27 protein-coding genes are annotated in these 16,894 nt (G+C 73.9%); 17 read left to right on the top strand and 10 right to left on the bottom strand.

All coding sequences use genetic code 11. The annotated features are described in order from the left end of the window. On the bottom strand, positions 1 to 655 hold a 655-nt coding region (locus tag ABQ292_RS09330; RefSeq protein ID WP_369205546.1), incomplete at its 3' end, for a DUF8548 family protein. 3 nt (positions 656 to 658) lie between these two features. Next, a complete protein-coding gene (locus ABQ292_RS09335) occupies positions 659 to 2,053 on the bottom strand; it encodes a DUF4407 domain-containing protein (protein ID WP_369205548.1) in 1,395 nt (464 codons plus the stop codon). A 188-nt stretch (positions 2,054 to 2,241) separates the two neighbouring features. On the opposite strand from ABQ292_RS09335, the gene ABQ292_RS09340 reads away from it, so the two are divergent. The 4 genes from ABQ292_RS09340 (at position 2,242) to ABQ292_RS09355 (ending at position 3,842) form a co-directional block, all read left to right on the top strand. Continuing rightward, positions 2,242 to 2,658, top strand: coding sequence for a cupin domain-containing protein (locus tag ABQ292_RS09340; protein WP_369205550.1), 417 nt, complete (start codon positions 2,242 to 2,244; stop codon positions 2,656 to 2,658). 98 nt (positions 2,659 to 2,756) lie between these two features. After that, positions 2,757 to 2,960, top strand: coding sequence for a ribbon-helix-helix protein, CopG family (locus tag ABQ292_RS09345; RefSeq protein ID WP_369205552.1), 204 nt, complete (start codon positions 2,757 to 2,759; stop codon positions 2,958 to 2,960). Further along, positions 2,957 to 3,334 (top strand): type II toxin-antitoxin system death-on-curing family toxin, encoded by a 378-nt coding sequence (locus tag ABQ292_RS09350; protein ID WP_369205554.1) that lies wholly within the window; start codon positions 2,957 to 2,959, stop codon positions 3,332 to 3,334. The genes ABQ292_RS09345 and ABQ292_RS09350 overlap by 4 nt, the downstream gene beginning before the upstream one ends. A gap of 49 nt (positions 3,335 to 3,383) precedes the next feature. Next, positions 3,384 to 3,842, top strand: a complete 459-nt coding sequence (locus ABQ292_RS09355; protein ID WP_369205556.1) for an SRPBCC family protein — start codon at positions 3,384 to 3,386, stop codon at positions 3,840 to 3,842. 62 nt (positions 3,843 to 3,904) lie between these two features. On the opposite strand, the gene ABQ292_RS09360 is transcribed toward ABQ292_RS09355, so the two are convergent. Next, entirely contained in the window at positions 3,905 to 4,141 is a 237-nt protein-coding gene (locus tag ABQ292_RS09360) for a FitA-like ribbon-helix-helix domain-containing protein (RefSeq protein ID WP_369205558.1), read from the bottom strand. 176 nt (positions 4,142 to 4,317) lie between these two features. On the opposite strand from ABQ292_RS09360, the gene ABQ292_RS09365 reads away from it, so the two are divergent. After that, positions 4,318 to 4,554, top strand: coding sequence for a ribbon-helix-helix domain-containing protein (locus ABQ292_RS09365; RefSeq protein WP_369205560.1), 237 nt, complete (start codon positions 4,318 to 4,320; stop codon positions 4,552 to 4,554). A gap of 13 nt (positions 4,555 to 4,567) precedes the next feature. Then, positions 4,568 to 4,870: a type II toxin-antitoxin system PemK/MazF family toxin gene (locus ABQ292_RS09370; protein ID WP_369205673.1), complete on the top strand. Its 303-nt coding sequence runs from the start codon at positions 4,568 to 4,570 to the stop codon at positions 4,868 to 4,870. A gap of 111 nt (positions 4,871 to 4,981) precedes the next feature. On the opposite strand, the gene ABQ292_RS09375 is transcribed toward ABQ292_RS09370, so the two are convergent. Further along, the gene (locus ABQ292_RS09375; protein ID WP_369205562.1) at positions 4,982 to 5,608 is read right to left on the bottom strand and encodes a hypothetical protein; all 627 of its coding nucleotides are present in this window, start codon (positions 5,606 to 5,608) and stop codon (positions 4,982 to 4,984) included. 410 nt (positions 5,609 to 6,018) lie between these two features. On the opposite strand from ABQ292_RS09375, the gene ABQ292_RS09380 reads away from it, so the two are divergent. Then, positions 6,019 to 6,537: an HAD domain-containing protein gene (locus ABQ292_RS09380; RefSeq protein WP_369205564.1), complete on the top strand. Its 519-nt coding sequence runs from the start codon at positions 6,019 to 6,021 to the stop codon at positions 6,535 to 6,537. A gap of 46 nt (positions 6,538 to 6,583) precedes the next feature. On the opposite strand, the gene ABQ292_RS09385 is transcribed toward ABQ292_RS09380, so the two are convergent. From ABQ292_RS09385 to ABQ292_RS09400, 4 genes are all read right to left on the bottom strand, one after another. After that, positions 6,584 to 6,946 (bottom strand): cupin domain-containing protein, encoded by a 363-nt coding sequence (locus tag ABQ292_RS09385; protein WP_369205566.1) that lies wholly within the window; start codon positions 6,944 to 6,946, stop codon positions 6,584 to 6,586. 237 nt (positions 6,947 to 7,183) lie between these two features. Beyond that, positions 7,184 to 7,447, bottom strand: a complete 264-nt coding sequence (locus tag ABQ292_RS09390; RefSeq protein ID WP_369205568.1) for a hypothetical protein — start codon at positions 7,445 to 7,447, stop codon at positions 7,184 to 7,186. A 134-nt stretch (positions 7,448 to 7,581) separates the two neighbouring features. Next, positions 7,582 to 7,965 (bottom strand): nitroreductase/quinone reductase family protein, encoded by a 384-nt coding sequence (locus tag ABQ292_RS09395; protein ID WP_369205570.1) that lies wholly within the window; start codon positions 7,963 to 7,965, stop codon positions 7,582 to 7,584. A gap of 142 nt (positions 7,966 to 8,107) precedes the next feature. Beyond that, entirely contained in the window at positions 8,108 to 9,097 is a 990-nt protein-coding gene (locus ABQ292_RS09400; RefSeq protein ID WP_369205572.1) for an endonuclease/exonuclease/phosphatase family protein, read from the bottom strand. 334 nt (positions 9,098 to 9,431) lie between these two features. Here ABQ292_RS09400 and ABQ292_RS09405 point away from each other — a divergent pair, with 334 nt between their 5' ends. The 8 genes from ABQ292_RS09405 to ABQ292_RS09440 all read left to right on the top strand — a co-directional run bounded on the left by ABQ292_RS09405 (position 9,432) and on the right by ABQ292_RS09440 (position 13,020). After that, positions 9,432 to 9,725 carry an alcohol dehydrogenase catalytic domain-containing protein gene (locus tag ABQ292_RS09405; RefSeq protein WP_369205574.1) on the top strand — a complete coding sequence of 98 codons (294 nt, stop codon included), beginning with the start codon at positions 9,432 to 9,434 and terminating at the stop codon, positions 9,723 to 9,725. After that, a complete protein-coding gene (locus tag ABQ292_RS09410) occupies positions 9,629 to 10,132 on the top strand; it encodes a zinc-binding dehydrogenase (protein ID WP_369205576.1) in 504 nt (167 codons plus the stop codon). Before ABQ292_RS09405 ends, ABQ292_RS09410 begins: the two co-directional genes overlap by 97 nt. A 67-nt stretch (positions 10,133 to 10,199) precedes the next feature. After that, positions 10,200 to 10,376 (top strand): zinc-binding dehydrogenase, encoded by a 177-nt coding sequence (locus ABQ292_RS09415; RefSeq protein ID WP_369205578.1) that lies wholly within the window; start codon positions 10,200 to 10,202, stop codon positions 10,374 to 10,376. Positions 10,377 to 10,384: 8 nt separating this feature from the next. After that, on the top strand, positions 10,385 to 10,675 hold the full coding sequence (locus ABQ292_RS09420) for a hypothetical protein (RefSeq protein WP_369205580.1): 291 nt from the start codon (positions 10,385 to 10,387) through the stop codon (positions 10,673 to 10,675). A gap of 119 nt (positions 10,676 to 10,794) precedes the next feature. Further along, on the top strand, positions 10,795 to 11,226 hold the full coding sequence (locus ABQ292_RS09425) for a very short patch repair endonuclease (RefSeq protein ID WP_369205582.1): 432 nt from the start codon (positions 10,795 to 10,797) through the stop codon (positions 11,224 to 11,226). Between the two features lie 79 nt (positions 11,227 to 11,305). Next, positions 11,306 to 11,920: a hypothetical protein gene (locus tag ABQ292_RS09430; RefSeq protein ID WP_369205584.1), complete on the top strand. Its 615-nt coding sequence runs from the start codon at positions 11,306 to 11,308 to the stop codon at positions 11,918 to 11,920. Beyond that, the gene (locus ABQ292_RS09435; RefSeq protein ID WP_369205586.1) at positions 11,921 to 12,214 is read left to right on the top strand and encodes a hypothetical protein; all 294 of its coding nucleotides are present in this window, start codon (positions 11,921 to 11,923) and stop codon (positions 12,212 to 12,214) included. It abuts the gene before it with no gap. Between the two features lie 347 nt (positions 12,215 to 12,561). Further along, a complete protein-coding gene (locus ABQ292_RS09440) occupies positions 12,562 to 13,020 on the top strand; it encodes an ester cyclase (protein ID WP_369205588.1) in 459 nt (152 codons plus the stop codon). Between the two features lie 4 nt (positions 13,021 to 13,024). Here ABQ292_RS09440 and ABQ292_RS09445 read toward each other — a convergent pair whose 3' ends face one another. Beyond that, the gene (locus tag ABQ292_RS09445) at positions 13,025 to 13,864 is read right to left on the bottom strand and encodes a class I SAM-dependent methyltransferase (RefSeq protein WP_369205590.1); all 840 of its coding nucleotides are present in this window, start codon (positions 13,862 to 13,864) and stop codon (positions 13,025 to 13,027) included. Between the two features lie 257 nt (positions 13,865 to 14,121). On the opposite strand from ABQ292_RS09445, the gene ABQ292_RS09450 reads away from it, so the two are divergent. Then, positions 14,122 to 15,093, top strand: a complete 972-nt coding sequence (locus ABQ292_RS09450) for an NAD(P)H-dependent flavin oxidoreductase (RefSeq protein WP_369205592.1) — start codon at positions 14,122 to 14,124, stop codon at positions 15,091 to 15,093. A gap of 21 nt (positions 15,094 to 15,114) precedes the next feature. Beyond that, positions 15,115 to 16,119, top strand: a complete 1,005-nt coding sequence (locus ABQ292_RS09455) for a WD40 repeat domain-containing protein (RefSeq protein WP_369205594.1) — start codon at positions 15,115 to 15,117, stop codon at positions 16,117 to 16,119. Between the two features lie 385 nt (positions 16,120 to 16,504). On the opposite strand, the gene ABQ292_RS09460 is transcribed toward ABQ292_RS09455, so the two are convergent. Next, positions 16,505 to 16,807 (bottom strand): DUF3303 domain-containing protein, encoded by a 303-nt coding sequence (locus ABQ292_RS09460; protein ID WP_369205596.1) that lies wholly within the window; start codon positions 16,805 to 16,807, stop codon positions 16,505 to 16,507. Between the last annotated feature and the right edge of the window lie 87 nt (positions 16,808 to 16,894).

The following is a 16,894-nucleotide window of genomic DNA, read 5'->3' on the forward strand; positions in this document are numbered from 1 at the left end:
CAGACTGCGCGGCCGTCCGCTCGTACGCCCACAGCGCGTGCTCGAGGCGGCTTGGGCTCTCCGCCATGGCGTCCGCCGTCGCGAGGACGACGTCGCGGGCCTCGACGGCCGTCACCGGACGACGGACGGCGTTGCAGACCGCCTGGATGACCCACCGGTCGGCCTTGACCCCGGGGCGGCCGAGCAGCATGCCCAGGTAATCCCACGTCACCCAGCCGAGGCCGCGGACCGACGTGTACGCCCGCTTCTGGATCTCGTCCTCGGGCTCGACGTGATCGGCGCGGGTCACGCCGACGTCGACGAGCGCGGCGGCTGCCCGGACGATCGCCTCCGCCTTGAGGATGCCGCCGGTCCTCTGGGAGCCCAGTGCCCGCGTCAGGTCGACAGGATCGACGTCGGCCAGAGCGCGGAGGTCGTCGAGTGGGCCTTCGCCACGCAGTCGGCGAAAGGCGGCCACCGCACGGTGGACCCCGGTGGGCTTCAGCACCACCTCGTCCTCCGTGCGCTCGGGCCGGCCATAGCGCGCCCGGATGGACATGACCGCGTCGACGAGCGCGACCTCGACCTCGCCGGGTCGTCCACCCGGCCACTCGATCAGCTCGTCACCGAGGTGCTCGGCGACGTAGTTCCGAAGGGCGCGAACGTCCTGGTCCACCGGTCAGACCGCCGTCGGGACGCGGTCGGACGGACGGCGGGAGGTCCGCAGCGTCCGCGCGGCCGTACGGGCCAGGCGGATCGGGCCGGTGTCCCAGAGCTGCCGGCCGGGCTCGTCCTCCACCTGGGCGGGAGCCGGCTGGGGCGCCGCGGGCGCAGCCTGGGTCGTCGCGAGAGCCGCGACCGCGGCCTGCTGCCGGGCGAGGATGACGGCCTTCTGCCGGTCGAGGCGCTCCTGCTCGGCCATCACCAGGAGCTCCTCCTTGGCCTCGGCCACGGTGCGCCGCGACTGCTGCTGCAGCTCCTCGATGTCGAGGTCGCCGGAGTCACGCATCGCGGCGAGCTGGTCGTAGGCGGTGGGCGGGCCGAAGTTGAGCAGCACCTTCATGAACACCGGGAGGATCTCGACGCACATGAACAGCAGCGACAGCATGAACTTGGCCATGGCGAGCGTGGCGTTGCGGTCGCTGAGCCGGTCGAGCGCCTCGAGCCGCAGCAGGATGCCGCCGGAGCCCTCGTTCGTGGCGTCGAACGCCGACTGCAGCCGGTCGAGCTCGGCGTTCAGCCGCGCCAGCTCGGCGGAGTCGGTGGCCAGCGCGGCGGCGGCCAGGTCGGCGCTGCGCGACTCGGCGTCGTCCGCCGTCGACAGGGCGGCGTCCAGCTCCGAGCGCGCACCGGCGACGACGGCGGCCTGCGCGTCGGCGGCCGCCCGGGCCTGCACGTAGGCGGCGCCGGTGCCGGCGTCGCCGGTGCCGCAGGTGCCGTCGAGCTCGCACTGGGCGCGGGCCTCGAGGTCGCGCTGGGTGGCCAGCGCGGCGTCGTAGGCGGCCTGCTTCGCCGTCACCTCGGCCTGCACGGCGGCGAGCGCGACGTCGGTGGCGCCACCGCTGGCGACGACGTCCTGCTCGGCGGCGACCCGCTCCTCCAGCTCGGCCAGCCCGGCGAAGCGCGCGTCGGCCTCCAGCGACTGCCGGTAGGCGTCGGCGGCCTCGGCCTGCATGACGGTGATCTCGGCGTCGATCTCCTTGTGGAACACCTGCAGCGTCAGCGGCGTGGCGACGACGACGCCGAGCACCAGCGCCAGGCCCACGCGCGGCACGGCAAGGGCGAGGTTGCGCTTGAGCGAGGAGTCGTGCGCCATGCCGACCAGCAGCATCCGGTCGAGGTTGACCACGACGGCGCCCCAGCCCAGGCCGAGCAGCAGCGCGAACGGCCACCACACGCCGAGGGCCATGTGCAGCGCGAACGCCGCCGAGGCGACGGCGAGGCCGCCGGTGCTGAGCAGGACTCCCCCGAGCGCGACGAACCGCGAGCGCGCACCGGGCGCCGCCGCGAGCAGGTCGGGGCGAGCGCCACCGAGGACCGCCATGCCGTCCCCGAGTCGTCGTCGTCCAGCCATGCGCAGTGCACTCCCCACGGCGACGGGGGTCGAGGATCGTTCCGCCGCTCCCCCGACTCATCGGCAGTCGCGGCGCCGGTCGGCACCTCCGCCCGGGTCGCCGTCGTCACACCCGCCCCACGATGGCCTCGTCCCGGCCGGAACCGTCCGCGCTTGACCGCGGCCCGGCCGCGCGGTCGGCTGAGGCCATGACCGAGCAGCACACCGACGGCTGGCACCAGCCGCTGCGGCACGTCCGGGCCGATGACCTCAGCGGGGACACCGGCCAGACCAGCGGTATGACGCGGCGGGAGGCGATCTCGGCCAAGACCGTCGGCTCCCAGCGGGTGTGGATGGGACAGACCCACGTCGCGCCGCGGACGTCGTCCGGCGACCACCACCACGGCGATTCCGAGACCGCCATCCACGTGCTGCGCGGCCACCCGGTGTTCGTCTTCGCGCAGGACGGCGAGGAGGTGCGGCTGACCACGGGGCCAGGTGACTACGTGTTCGTGCCGCCGCGCACCCCGCACCGAGAGGAGAACCCGACCGACGAGGAGGCCGTGGTCGTCATCGCCCGCAGCAGCCAGGAGGCGATCGTGGTCAACCTGCCCGGGCTGACCTGACCGACCGTGCCGCGGGGGCACGACTGGCGACGCAGCCTGCGACACAGCTGCTGCAGGTCCAGGCCCTCGCGGTATCAGAGCCGGTATCATACGACGCCATGGCCATGACACTGCGCCTCGACGAGCGCGAGACCGAGGCCCTGCGCCGCAGGGCCGAGCTCGAGGGCCGGTCCATGCAGGACGTCGCCCGGCAGGCGGTCCGCGACTACATCGAGCGGAACAGCAAGCGCGAGCTGCTCGACCGGGTCCTCGACCGGGAGCTCCCCCGCTATGCCGAGGCCCTGGAGCGGCTCGGCCAGTGATCCACCTCGACCTCGAGGACCTGCTGCACGTCGCCCGGCGGACGCTGGGCGCCTTCGAGGTGCGCGACATCGGTCTGCTGGAGTCCGCGGCGGCCAGACCGCAGGCGACGGCCTTCGGGGAGGACGCCTACCCGTCCATCCAGGACAAGGCGGCAGCCCTGCTGCACTCGGTCGCCCGCAACCACCCGCTGGTCGACGGCAACGAGCGACTCTCGCTCGCCGCGACCATCGCCTTCCACGGCCTCAACGGCGTGCAGCTGACCCTGTCGAACGACGAGGCCTACGAGCTGGTCATGGCGATCGCCTCGGGGCAGCTCGACGACGTCGCGTCGATCGCCGGACTCCTGCGCGACGGCACGGCCCCGTGGAGCTGACGGAGCGCACGACGTCGCCGACAGCGAGGGCGACTGCTTCCATGTCGCCATGAGCGGCAACGAGGAGGTCCCGCGCGTCGTGAGCGCCAGCCGCGAGATCGCGGCCGGCGCCGGGCGCGTCTTCGAGCTCATCGCCGATCCGGCCCAGCAACCACGGCGGGACGGCAACGACAACCTGGCCGCGGCCGCCGACGGTCAGCGGGTGCGGGCCGTCGGCGCGGTGTTCGGCACGACGCTCACCATGGGCAGCGTCCGGGAGAACCACGTCGTCGAGTTCGACGAGGGCCGGCTCATCGCGTGGCAGCCCGCCGAGCCGGGTCAGGAGCTGCCGGGGCACCTGTGGCGGTGGGAGCTCGAGCCGATCGGCCCGTCGCGGACGCGCGTCACCCACACCTACGACTGGTCCCGGCTGACCGACGAGGGGCGCCTCCCGCGCGCCCGGGCGACCACGGCCGACCGGCTGCAGGCCTCGCTCGACCGGCTCGCCGCCCTCGCCGAGCAGGAGTGACTGGCGCACCCGTCGATCGCCGAGCGGTTGGAGCGACCCCGTGGGGAAGTCGACGGCGATCGTCACCGGTGGTCGGTGTCGCGGAGCTCGAGGATCTCCTCGGCCTCCACCCTGCTCCCGGTGACCCTCATCCGGTGCTCGACCCGGTCCCACAGGTCCACGGGGTTCGAACGCCGGGCCAGCTCGATCAGCCGCCCGCGCACGTACTCCTGCAGCGACAGACCCGCCCGGGCGGCTCGAGCGGCGAGTTCGTCATGCGTGTCATCCCGCACGTCGGGGATGGTCATCGACACGGGCACGCGTGGATGGTGGCAACGAGACCCGCACGCTGCTCCCTGTAACGACATCGGGGCCGCGCACTGCGACGGCCCTGCGGAGCGAGGGACGTGACCGCCACTTCCGGGACGACGGCGGCGACGATGACGGCAAGGCGACGTGATCCCGCGGTGCATCCCACGCCACTACCGTTGGCCAGGTGGGTACGCGGATCGCCGTCCGCCTTCCCGAGGAACTGGTCGAGTTCATCGACCAACTGGTGTCCGACGGCCGCGCGTCGTCCCGGGCCGCCGTGGTCAGCCAGGCGCTCCGACGGGAACGGCGTCGCCGGATCGCAGCCCGGGACGCGGCCATCCTGGCCGCGGATCCCGGCCCCGACGACCTGGACGCGCTCGCCGAGCACGCCGCCCGGACGCCGCTCGACGACCTCGACTGACGCGCCCGACCACCTGGCCCGGCTCGACGAGACCCGTCCCGTGCTCGTGCTGACTCGTGAGGTGGTGCGCCCACACTCGTCCCGGGTCACCGTCGCCCCGGTCACCAGCAGGATCCGCGGGTTCTCGACCGAGGGACCGGTCGGAACCGACAACGGCCTCGACCATCCGAGCGTGGTCAGCGGCGACGACGTCGTCACCGTGCCGTCGTCGGTGCCGGGGCGGCAGATCGGCCGACCGCGGCCGGAGCAGGAGGTCTCCCTCACCGCCGCTCCGCACGCCGCCTTCGACCTGGAGGACCCATCCGCCTCCAGCTGACGGGACGGACGACCGCACGGACGAGCCGTCTCTGGTCCGGGGCCGACGTGGCTGGGCGATCCCAAGCGGACCTGGACCGCGTGCGACGCGGTCCCTCCGTGCCCGGAGGCGTCACTGGCCCGGGCACGGACCGAGGTCGAGGGTCGCCTGGCCCGCCACCACCGGTGTGATGAGTTCCTGCAGGCGTGCGGTCTCGTCGGCCGGGAACCCGTCGGCCTGCCAGGCCGGCAACTCGTCGACGATCTGACGCGCGTAGCCCTGCACCACGGCGGGCGGCGTCCCCTGCCGGACCTCGAGGCACGACGGGGGTCCGGCCGGCGCCGAGGGCGCCGGTGCCCGGCCGGTCATCGTGCGGAACAGGGCCAGCCGGGTGGCGGTGGCGTACCGGGGGTCGAGCGCCTCGCCACTGATCACGACCGACAGCACCTGCAGGGCCGACACCTGGCGCACGCCCTCGTCCTCGGACACGAGACCCCGCAGCCCGTCCCGCAGCAGTGGGCCGGCCGGTCCGGCCGCGTCCGGTCGCGCCGTCAGGTCCGCGATCAGGCCTGCGATGGTCTCCGGCGCGGCGGCGGCCGACTCCTCAGCGGGGGGTGGACCCGGCGGCGACGTCGAGGGCGAACTGCTGGTCGTCGTCGCAGCGGTCGAGGCCGCGCTCGTCGGACGCTCGCCGTCCGCCGTCGCCAGGGCCACCAGGCTGCTCACTCCCAGGGCCGCGGCGGTGGTGGCTATGGCCACCTCCCATCGGCGTCGCCGGCGCCGTGAGGCAGTGACCGCGCGATCGGGTTGCCGCACCTGCGCGAGGATAGGGGGACGGGGGGTGCTTCCAGGCGTTCTCGGGAGCGGTTTAGTTGCGGACCCTCGGCTCGGCTGTTCGCCGCAGCCCGCACCGTCACCGGTCGCGATCGGCTGGCTGCCTGACACGGGCTCCAGCACTCCGTCGACACCCGTGCAGGGTCGGGGCTGGACTCGGCGGACGGCCGGTAGCAGCGTGTGCGGATGCGCCGAGACGGCCTCTCGTGCGTGCCTGGGTGACACAGCGACGACCGAGTCCGCCGACACGGCGTGCGGCTGCCGAGTTCACCGTCGTCGGCGCCCGGGGTAGGGCACGCTCGATCGCGCATCCGGGCAGAGGCGGAGGACCGACCATGAGCTCGACCCGGGACCGTCCGATCCTGCTGCTGGACGTCGATGGCGTGCTCAACGCGGCCCGCCGGGAGCTGCGCGAGGGCTGGGAGCGGGGTGTGTTCAACGGCTTCGTGCTGTCCTGGGACCCGACCGTCACCGCTCGCCTGCGGGAGCTGCACGAGTCGGGCCGGGTGGAGATCCAGTGGCTCACCACCTGGACCACGGACGCCGACCGGCTGCTCGCTGCACCGATGGGGCTGCCGCGCGGGTTGAAGACCCATGCCCGCGCCGACACCGCACCGACCGGGTTCCTCGCGTCCCTCGACGGTGCGTCGGGATGGTGGAAGCTCGCCCTGGCCCGCGAGGTGGCCGAGTCGGAGCCCGACCGGCGGATCGTGTGGATCGACGACGACCTGGCCGAGCAGGCCGCCGACACCGGGGACTGGCTGGCCGCTCACCCGCACGTGCTCGTGGTCGCCCCGGACCGGGCCGTCGGGCTCACCCACGCGCAACTGGACGAGATCGAGGCGTGGCTGTGACCGCGCCGCGACGTGGCGTCCGTCGTCCGCGGATCCGCGACGGCGATCAGCCCTTGGCGTACGTGTCGGCCGTCTTGCTCTCGAACTCCAACGCCACGAACGGTTCGTCGCCCACGACCCAGGCGTCGTGGCCCGGTTCGAGACGGTAGGCGTCACCCGCACTGACGTCGGCTTCGGCGCCGTCGGTCGCGGCGATGTGGATCCGGCCGGAGACGACGTACCCGAGGTGCGCCGCCTGACAGGTGTCCGTGCCGGCCACCGGCTTGATGCAGTCCGACCACCGCCAACCCGGCTGGAGGGTGAAGCGACCCACGGTGGCGCCGCCCAGGTGGACGACGCTCATGCTCGTCTTGTCCGGGGTCCGCGACTCGTCGGGGTGGTCCATGCTCTTCGTCTCGATGCTGGCCATCGCTGGTCGCCTCCTGCCGACTTCGAGGAGTGGGGATGACCGGGCCGCGTCCCCCGCAGCGCAACCGAACGGGAGGTTCTCGCCGCGTCGGGCGCAGGTGTCCGGTGCCGTCGACTGTGCTCGCCTCACCCGCGACGGTCAACGGCCTCAGCCGTGCGAGCGGATCACCCCGCCGTCGCCCGGGCGACCGGCCGGGGTGCCCTCCACCGCGCGACCGGCCACGTCGTCGAAGACCAGTCAGAACCAGTCCCCGTCGTCGAGGTGCGTCCACATCCGCGGGGCGGGGACCGAGGGCGGCAGATGGACGTTGACCGCGGCCTCGTGCCGGTAGGCCGTCGCCACCCAGTCCCCGTACGCGGCGGAGGCGACAGTCACGAAACACCGCCGTCCGTCGGCCAGCAGCAGCCGGGCGGCGACGCCGGGGGTGAAGCCGCCCGGCGGCGACTCGGCGGAGACGACGGACGCGCCGACGGAGTCGGTGATCGCCCGGCGCAGCCTCACGGGTGGATCCGGCCAGCTCAGCCCGCGTGGGCACGGAGAGGCGGCAGGCGGCATGCGGGGCTCCTCCGATCCGAGGGCAGCACGTACCTCGGGACCACGCGGGTGGCCACACGGGAGGCCGGCGTCGTCCGTGGTCACGGCCGCAGGTCGATCACCACCAGCGGTCCGGTTCCGCGCCGCCCGGAACGAGGCCAGCGCGTCGCGTAGGTCTGCCGGGCCGATCGCCACTGCGGATCGCCGGGATCCACCACCCGCGCCGTGCCCTCGTGCAGTCGACCGGCGAGGCGCACGGTCACCGGCTGCGGCGTCCGGAAGTTGCGCCACCACGTGGAGTGCTGCCAGTGCTGAGGCCGCACCACGAGGTGGTCACCGGCGCCGGCGTACTGCACCGGCAGCACGTACTGCCGCCCACTCCGCCGCCCGGTGTAGCGCAGCTCGATCGCCGAGGCGCTCAGCAGACGGTGCGCGCGCGACCGCAACACGGCCAGCACGACGGCATTGCCCTGCGGCAACCTCACGCGCTTCCGCGCGCGGGACCACCACTGCCGACCCCACTGGTCGAGAGCCGTGCTCGCTCTGTGCACCCTGGTGGTGTCCGGCTGCCTGGCCATGCTGTCCTCCTCTCGCCGGTGTGAACGGTGTAGGTCCGCGGGCCGAGAGTCAGACGTCGATCCGGGCGACGACCGGGCGGTGGTCCGAGCCTGCCGCGCTCTGCCGTGGGCTCGGGTCGTCGTCGATCGAGGGGGTGGGGCCGGCTCCGTCGGTCCGCACGTCGCCGTCGGCCACGTGGTGCACCAGGGCGTGGCTGACCAGGATGTGGTCGATCAGCTCGTCGCGGCCGCGGTAGCGGCGGCTGAATCGCTGCTCTGCGGGGATGCGGGCGGCCAGGTTCCACAGACGCTGGCCGTCGCCGCGGTCCGGCTGGGGGAAGCCGGCGGTGCCGATCTCCGAGCCGGGCGGGCCCTGCAGGATCTGGGTGGTCGCCGCCTCTGGGACGTCGTTGAGGTCGCCGAGGACCACCAGGCGACGGTCCCGGCCCCGGCCGTCGAGCAGACGGGTGGCGGCAGCGCGCACGGTGGCGGCCTCGGCGGCGCGCCGGCTCAGCGCGTGGACCGCGGCGCGGGCCCGCTCGCCCTCGTCACGGGTGTCGAACCGGGGACGCCCGTCGGGGCCGGGCGAGAAGGTCAGCAACTTGGACTTCAGGTGGCAGGTGATCAGATCGATCGGCGTCCCGTCGACGGCGACCCGGGCGCGCAGCGCCGCCCGTCCCATCACCGCCAGGCGGGTGCCGGCGTCGTCGACCTGGATGGGGTCCAGCTTCTCCGGGAAGGCGGTGATCTCTGCGACGTCGGTCAGCGGCAGCCGGGAGAGGTAGCCGACCCGGATGGGTCGCTGGCCCTCCTCCACCCCGGCGGTGGCGCAGTGCCACTCGCCGCCGACCCGTTCGGCCAGGTCGGCGAGGGCGGCGGGGTTGCCGACCTCCTGGACCGCCAGCACGTCGGGCTCGATCCGCGTGATCACCGCGGCCAGGGCTGCCAGCTTGGCCTCGTAGACGGCCGGGTCCCGGGGACCGCCCTCGTCCCCGGGCCGGAACAGGTTCTCCAGGTTCCACGTACCGATCCGCACCACGTCGCGCCTCCCCCAGGTCACCGGTCCACCTGTGGCCGCGGCGCGCGCCGCGCCTCTCGGCGCAACGGGCGTGCACCGCGGTACCCACTACGGGACAGAGGACGTCGCAGGCCTCGCAGATACCGGTGCCTGGGAGATGCCGCCGGGAGAACCCGAACGGCTCGTGGTGGCAGGGCTTCTCCAGCCGGAGAGGGTCGCCGCTGCTGCGCCGGCGGGCGGTCCCTGATCTCTTGTGGACGTGGACCCGCCTCCCGACGAGAGGACCTCCCGTGCGCGTAGTGCAGTACCGGACCATCGGCGGCGGACCCGAGGTGGTGGAGGTCCCGACCCCGGAACCGGGCAGATCCGGCTGCAGGTGACCGCCGCCGGGCTGTGCCACTCCGACTGGTTCGTCATGGACCTGCCCGCCGAGAACTACGCCTACGGGCTGCCGCTGACGCTCGGGCACGAGGGCGCGGGGGTCGTCGACGCGCTCGGGGACGGCGTCACCGGTGTGGCGGTGGGCGACGCGGTCGCCGTCTACGGCCCCTGGGGCTGCGGGCTGTGCCACGCGTGCGCGCGGGTGCGGAGAACTACTGCCCGCGGGCGGCCTCGCTCGGCATCCAGCCTCCCGGGCTGGGCTCCGCGGGTGCGCTGGCCGAGTACGTGATCGTGGACGACGTCCGGCACCTGGTCCTGCTCGACGGGCTCGACCCGGTGGAGAGCGTCTCGCTCACCGACGCCGGGCTGACGCCGTACCAGGCGATCGCCGCCAGCCTCGACGCGCTGCCCGCCGGGAGCACCGCGGTGGTGATCGGCGCCGGTGGTCTGGGGCACGTCGGCATCCAGATCCTGCGCGCGGTCACCGGGGCCACCGTCGTCGCGCTCGACATCAGTGAGGGGAAACTCGCACTGGCCTCGGAGGTCGGGGCGCACCACGTGCTGCGGTCGGACGAGTCCGCGGTAGAGGCGATCCGCTCGCTGATCGGCGGGGTCGGTGCGCAGGCGGTGTTCGACTTCGTCGGCGCCGCGCCGACCGTGGACATCGCGCGGAATCGGTGGCCCTGGACGGCGTGATCCGAATCGTCGGTATCGGCGGCGGCCTGCTCCCGACCGGCTTCTTCTCCACGCCGATGGGGCGTCGGTGCGTGCGCCGTACTGGGGCACCCGCACCGAGCTGCTGGAGGTGCTCGACCTCGCCCGGGCCGGGGCGGTGTACGTCGGGGTCGAGAAGTACTCGCTGGACGAGACGCCGGAGGCCTACCGCCGGCTGCACGAGGGAGCGGTCCGCGGCCGCGCCGTCGTCGTGCCCGGGGACTGACCCGTGGAGTGTCCCGATCGCGCCCCTGCACGTCGACGGCGTGCTCGACGCCGTCGACATCGAGCGCTGGCGACGCGGAGGGTGATCCCGGAGGTCCTGTCGGCACCGACCGCTGGGTCGCCGTCCGGAGCGCCGACCGCGACCCCGACTTCCGCACCACCACGCGGGTCAGCGATGCCGACTTCGACGTGCTGGTGCGCAACGTCTTTAGGGTGCTGCTGACGCGCGGGCTGCGCGGCGTTCGGCTGCACTCGACCGACCCGGAGACACAAGCGTTCCTGGATAGCCTGGTCGGCTGAACGGCGGAGACCTGTCGCACCCTCACGACAGGGTCGTCGTCATGCGGACGACGCGGCCCTGGGCCGCTACCGATCCGGGACCACACCCCGGTGCCTCCAGCGCAGGGATCGCCGAGCGCATGCGGCGGGTGCGCAAACGGGACAACGGACCGGAGATGGCGGTGCGCCGGCTCCTGCACGCGGCCGGCTACCGCTACCGCGTCGCCTACCGGATCCCCGGACAGCGCCGACGGACCATCGACATCGCGTTCCCCCGCAACCGCATCGCCGTCTACATCGACGGCTGCTTCTGGCACGGCTGCCCCGAGCACCTGCACCTCCCGCACGCGAACACCGAGTGGTGGGAGCGCAAGCTCGCCGGCAACCGTGCCCGGGATGCCTCAGCTACCGAGCAGCTGATAGGTCTGGGCTGGACGGTGCTCCGCTTCTGGGAGCACGAGGCACCCGAGGACGTCGTCGCGCGGATCGCCGACGCGGTCGACGAGCGCGTCGTCCACACCCGGAGGCGCGACGAGCACGACGCGGCTCGTTCCGTCGGTGATGCGTCCTAGCGTCCGCCGACATGACCACGACCGGGCGCCGACCACCCCTAACCTCAGCGAGCAGGACCGAGCCGAGTGGGGAGCTACCTTGGCGAGCGCGCTGCGCTCGGCTGTGGATTCCCCGACGCCCGGCCCGCTGCTCGTCACGGCATCGATGCTGCTGGCCATCGCCGAGGGCGGATCGGACCCTGCTGCGACCCGCACCGTGATCAGGGGCCTGACCGCCTGGGGCCGGCCGGAGTTCTCTGCCGGCGCACTGGCCATGGCCACCCTGACCGGCGATGACGGCCTGCGGCGGGAAGTGCGCCGCGACGCCGCCGACGGCGGCCATCCGCTCGCTCGTTGGCTCGCGCAGCTCCACCGGTCCACGCCGGCTCCCCGGGCCGTCGAGCTGAGCACGGTCTTCCGTGACATCGATGAACTCGCCATCGGGGTCACCGTGCCCGGCGGCCATGCCCTCACGGCCGTCGTCCGCGTCGACAACGAGATGGGCGTCCGCGCGATCGGAGGCGCCGTCTCCGGCCAGTCCCTCGACGCCGTCGTCCAGCAGGTCGTGGACGACGGCGACCCGGATGTGCGGGTCCGCGACATCGCACTCGCCGATGCGCGCGTCCGACTGGCCGACGCCCTGCGCGGACCGGACCTCGATCTGCTGCGAGGTGAGACCACGCCCTGGCGGCAGCTCCGCCCACTCGTCGCCTAGATGCTCTCGCAGCTGCCCGACGGCGGCGACGCCACCGTGCCGGACACGATGGACGACGTCGACATCGACGACTTCGCCGCGGGCTTCCTCGCCAGCTCGTGGGGGCGCCCGTGGACGCGCTCCGGGCTGCCGCTCCTGCTCGAGTCCGTGCTCGGGAACGGCCTCGGCAACGGCGTCGGCGACCCGCTCGTGTGGGCTCCGCACCACGTCGTCCGGCTGCTCGACACGGACGGTGCGCAGCTCGACGTCGACACCCGCACCTCCACCGCACGCCCGAGTTGCTCCGCGACCTGATCCGCTACGGCCACACCGAGCGCGGTCTGCGTGCCGGACTCACCGACGAGGCCCTGGCCGCGGTCGACCGCTACGCCGACCGGTTCCTCGCTGCCGTCCGCTCACGGGAGGCCGACGCGTCTGATCACGGACCTGATAGGACGACCGGGAGCCCGGCGTCCGGCCACAGGGGATCGGCGACCGCGCGAACGGGAGACCTGTAGACGGAGCGCGTCGTAGCGCCATTGCATGACTGGCCCTCTCCTACCGGCCGTCGGCACTCACCCGAGGGCCGGACGACCCTGGTCCGCCGCCGCGGCCCGAGGAGCATCGGGACCGTCACGGACGCCCGAGGGAGGAGTCGTGCCATGACCCGGACCACCCATGGACCGGTCGCCGAGGAGCGGGCGCACGAGGTGATGACCCGCATCGCCGCCGCCTGGGAGCAGGGCGACCTGGCGGCCGTGGACGAGGTCTTCACCGAGGACCTCGTCTACCACGCTCCTCCCTTCCCCGACATGGGCCGGGCCGAGCTGCGGGACTTCATCGCCGGCTTCCGGGCCGCCTTCCCGGACGCGCACGTCCAGGTGCACGAGGACCTCGTCGACGGGACCACCTCGGTGCACCGCTGGACGGCCGAGGGGACCTTCACCGGGAAGACGCCGCTCCTGCCCGGAGCGCAACCCACCGGCAGGCACGCGTCCTCCGACGGCGCCCACGTCCTGCACTGGTCCGGGGACAGGGTGTCCGAGGCGTGGCACCTCGGTGACTGGCTGGGGTGGCTGGTCGGGACCGGCGTGCTGCCGCCCCCGCCGGGGATGGGCTGAGCGACTACGGCTCCCCGCGCCGGGCCAGGGTGACCCGGACGTCCTGGTCGAACCCGATCCGGCCCTCGGCGTCGCGGCACCGCTGCAGCCGGCGGTAGATCTCGGCACGCACGTCCTCCCGCTCGGCCTCGGGCACCGCCTCCCACATCGCCCGCTGGCCGACCGACCAGGACCAGGTGTGCCAGTGGTCCTGGTCGGCGAAGCGCACCGGCACGGTCAGGTGCGCCGTCCGGACGTCGGTGAACCCGGCGCCGCGCACCAGCTCCTCGACGCCCTCGTCGGAGCCGAACGGTCCGGCCCCGCCGGTGCTGCGGGGATCGCGCACGCCCGGCGGCAGGTACGACGCCAGCAGACCGTCGACGGCCTTCCAGGAGTCGCTGTAGCCGCCGAAGGTCGTCACTCCCAGCCGGCCGCCGTCCACCAGGAGCTCGCGCCAGGAGCGCAGGGCGGCGGCCGGGTCGGGCAGGAAGAACAGCACCAGGGACGACGCGACGACGTCGTAGGGGCCCGATCCCGGAGCCGGGTCCTGCGCGTCGCCGACCCACACCTCGACCTCGAGCCCGGCCGCTCGCGCCTCCTCCCGGACGGCCTCGACCATCCGCGGAGCGAGGTCCACTCCGTCCACGCCACCGGTGGGCCCCACCCGCTCCGCGGCCCGGAAGAGGACGGCGCCCCGGCCGCACCCGACGTCCAGCACCCGCTCCCCCGGCCGCAGCCGCAACTCGTCGACGAGCCGCTCCGCGATCGGGCCGAACATCTCGACCCCGACCCGGTCGTAGGTCTCCGCCGCCCGGTCGAACACACCCGCCACGAGCGCCCGCTGGTCCATGTCCACCTCCGTCATGCGGCGGCGAGCGTCCCGCCGCGCAGGGACGAGTGCAAGGACCGCGACCACGCGAGGGCCACCGCACTGCGGACACCGGGGCCCCACGGCCCGCCGGAGACCTCGGAGGACAGCGGCCCGCCCGAGGCACAGCCGCCTCGCCGGGACTGCCGAGTGGCCGCACTCCCGGCCCTGGCCGGCCCCGGTCCCGTCGAGCGCCTTGACGGAGCCCGCGGCCGGCGGGACCGTTCGGCCACCGCGCCGAAGGGAGGCCGGCCATGGAGACGCCCTTCACCGAGCTGGTCGGCTGCTCCGTTCCCATCCAGCAGGCCCCGATGGGGGCGATCTCCCCGCCGGACCTGGTGGTGGCGGTCGCCGAGGCTGGCGGCGTCGGCACGGTCAACGCGCTCGGCCTCCCTCCGGAGGTCCTGCTCCGGCGCCTGGACGGGATGCGCCGACGCACCTCCGGCGTGCTGTGCGCCAACTTCACCAGCGAGGACGTCGACGACCAGGTGATCGGAGCCGCCGCCGAGCGGGTGCGGCTCGTCGACTTCTTCTGGTCCGAGCCCTCGCCGCGGCGGGTGGAGCTCGCCCACCGGTCCGGGGCACTCGTCAACTGGCAGGTCGGGTCGGTCGCGGAGGCGTGCGCCGCGGTGGACGCCGGCTGCGACGTCGTCACGGTCCAGGGGGTCGAAGCCGGCGGGCACGTCCGGGGCTCCGAGCCACTCCTCCCCCTCCTGCACGAGGTGCTCGACGCGGTCGAGGTCCCCGTCCTCGCGGCCGGAGGTATCAGCGACGGACTGGCCTTCGCCGAGGTCATGGCGGCCGGCGCGGCCGGTGCCCGGATCGGCACGCGCTTCCTAGCGACCAGCGAGTCCGGCGCCCACCCGGCGTACAAGTGGGCCGTCGTCGACGCCGTCGGCGACTGCACCGTCATCACCGACGCTTTCGCCGACTGCCCCCTCTGCGCCACCAGCCCACGGGCCCGGGTGCTGCGCGACGCGGTGGAGCGGCTCGCCGAGCTGGACGACGACGTCGTCGGGACGGTGATCATGGGCGGCGCCCGGGTCCCCGTGGGGCGGGGGTCCGGCCTCCCACCTGTGGCCGGCGCCGAGGGTCACCTCGACGCGATGGCCATGTACGCGGGAGCCGGCGTCGGCTCGGTGACCGACATCCGGCCGGCCGCCGAGGTCGTCGCCGAGCTGATGGCGGAGCTCGAGCGACGACAACCCGCCCACGGCCGTACCTGATCCTCAGCCCGGGGACACGGCATGTCCCGCGCCGCCGCGGCAGCACTGGCGGTCCTGCTCGTGACCGCCTGCACCGGCGGGGACAGAACCGCCGGTCCCCGGATCGACACCGTCCTGGACACCGTGGACGTCGACGACGCCGTCGGCACGGACGTCGTCTTCTACGACCTCGCGACCGCCCCCGACGGCCCACCCGTGGCCCTCGTCGGCGCAGCCGGCGCCGACCAGAGCTGGCTGGTCCGCCTACCGAGCGGTGCTACGACCGCCATCCCCGCCGTCGAGCCGGACAGCGAGCTCGTCATCACCGATGACGGCACGCCGTTGATCGTCGGCACCGCGCTGACCCCGGTCGGCGGAGCCGTCCTCCCGCTCCCCCTCGGCGGACCCCCGGCCGCCGTCCTCCTCGCCGGCGACACCCTCTACCTCGCCCGCGACACCCGGCTGGCCGCCGTCGACGCCGGCACCGGCGCCGTCCGGACCACCGCCGCCGCACCTGGCCCGGTCACCCACCTCGCCCGGGCACCGGACGGCGGCCTGACCGCGCTGGTGGACCAGGACGGCGTCGTCCTCCTCCGCCTCACCCCCGACCTCCGCCCGCACGGCGACCCGGTCGAGCTCGACCCCGACGGCAGCGGCACGCCGACCGCCCTGCGGGTGACCGCCGACGGCACCGTCGTCGCCGCCATGTACGTCAACGAGGCGCTCGACGCCGGTCGGCTGGTCACCGTCGTCGACGGCCGGGTGCGGACCGTGGCCGACCTGGAGGGCACCGACGACACCGCCCTCGACCTCGCCGTCGACCCTCCCGGTCGCGTCGCCTACGTGGTGCTGTCCGCCTCGTACCACCCGGCCGAGCTGACGGCGATCGACCTGGCCACCGGCGAGCGCACCGCGACCGTCGCGCTGTGCGGCGGAGCCGGCGCCTTCGGCGCGATCGCGCCCTCCGCCGACGGCAGCACCCTCACCGTCGCCGGCTCGTGCATCGACGATGGCGGCCCCTCGACCACCGCCTTCGTCATCGGGTGAGTCGGCGGACCAGCGCGGCCGCAGAGCCGTCCCCCTCCGGTGACGCCCCCTGCGACGGCATGTTCGCCGTCGGGCAGCCGATCGGTACGCACCAGCCGGTCGGGAACGCCCGCCGCGGCGGTGATCAGCGCCAGCACCGGATCTGCACCGAGGGATGGGCCCGGGAGCTGAGCGAGCCGGCGCTCGGCGGCCGGTTCACTGGAGCAGTGGTGCAGCAGGCTCCCGGCGGCCGGTTCGACACCGTGTCGGCACACAGCTCCGTGTGGACGGCGCCGTCCGCTGAGGCCGCGACACGGGCGCAGTCCCGGGCGCCGCACGGCACCCGGGACTGCGCTCCGGTCAGCAGTGCCGGATACGACGGACCTCGGCGTCCCTCACCGGGAGATCACCGGGCCTCGTTGTAGTCCACCGCGTCCTGCAGGACGGCGGCCCCTTGCTCGATGTCCAGGACCGGGTACACCTCGAAGTCGAGGAACGGGCTGAAGATCGCGCAGTCCTTCGCCAGGGCGGTCGGGTCGTCGGTCTCGGCGACGGCGAAACCACCTCGCCCGTCGACCCGGCCGACGAACTGGAGCATGGTCGCGCTCGGCGTCCACTTGCTGAACACCTCGAGCGAGCGCTTCATGGTCGCCAGGTTCTCCTGGCCCGACCCTCGGGACCGGGTGGTCCACTGGAGCACGTACTTCACGTCGGCCTCCCCTCTGTCCGGTTCGGCTCGGGCACCGCTCGAGGCCCGGTGTCCCGCGGAACCCACGGCGGGGCCGGAGCGGTGGCG

This window comes from Geodermatophilus maliterrae (genome assembly GCF_041018925.1).
Classification (GTDB): domain Bacteria; phylum Actinomycetota; class Actinomycetes; order Mycobacteriales; family Geodermatophilaceae; genus Geodermatophilus; species Geodermatophilus maliterrae.

Excerpts from the sequence above, each read along its gene's own strand:
- ABQ292_RS09335 (WP_369205548.1), bottom strand. The coding sequence starts at position 2,053 with ATGGCTGGACGACGACGACTCGGGGACGGCATGGCGGTCCTCGGTGGC.
- ABQ292_RS09340 (WP_369205550.1), top strand. The coding sequence starts at position 2,242 with ATGACCGAGCAGCACACCGACGGCTGGCACCAGCCGCTGCGGCACGTC.
- ABQ292_RS09345 (WP_369205552.1), top strand. The coding sequence starts at position 2,757 with ATGGCCATGACACTGCGCCTCGACGAGCGCGAGACCGAGGCCCTGCGC.
- ABQ292_RS09355 (WP_369205556.1), top strand. The coding sequence starts at position 3,384 with ATGAGCGGCAACGAGGAGGTCCCGCGCGTCGTGAGCGCCAGCCGCGAG.
- ABQ292_RS09380 (WP_369205564.1), top strand. The coding sequence starts at position 6,019 with ATGAGCTCGACCCGGGACCGTCCGATCCTGCTGCTGGACGTCGATGGC.
- ABQ292_RS09385 (WP_369205566.1), bottom strand. The coding sequence starts at position 6,946 with ATGGCCAGCATCGAGACGAAGAGCATGGACCACCCCGACGAGTCGCGG.
- ABQ292_RS09425 (WP_369205582.1), top strand. The coding sequence starts at position 10,795 with ATGCGGCGGGTGCGCAAACGGGACAACGGACCGGAGATGGCGGTGCGC.
- ABQ292_RS09435 (WP_369205586.1), top strand. The coding sequence starts at position 11,921 with ATGCTCTCGCAGCTGCCCGACGGCGGCGACGCCACCGTGCCGGACACG.
- ABQ292_RS09440 (WP_369205588.1), top strand. The coding sequence starts at position 12,562 with ATGACCCGGACCACCCATGGACCGGTCGCCGAGGAGCGGGCGCACGAG.
- ABQ292_RS09445 (WP_369205590.1), bottom strand. The coding sequence starts at position 13,864 with ATGACGGAGGTGGACATGGACCAGCGGGCGCTCGTGGCGGGTGTGTTC.
- ABQ292_RS09450 (WP_369205592.1), top strand. The coding sequence starts at position 14,122 with ATGGAGACGCCCTTCACCGAGCTGGTCGGCTGCTCCGTTCCCATCCAG.
- ABQ292_RS09455 (WP_369205594.1), top strand. The coding sequence starts at position 15,115 with ATGTCCCGCGCCGCCGCGGCAGCACTGGCGGTCCTGCTCGTGACCGCC.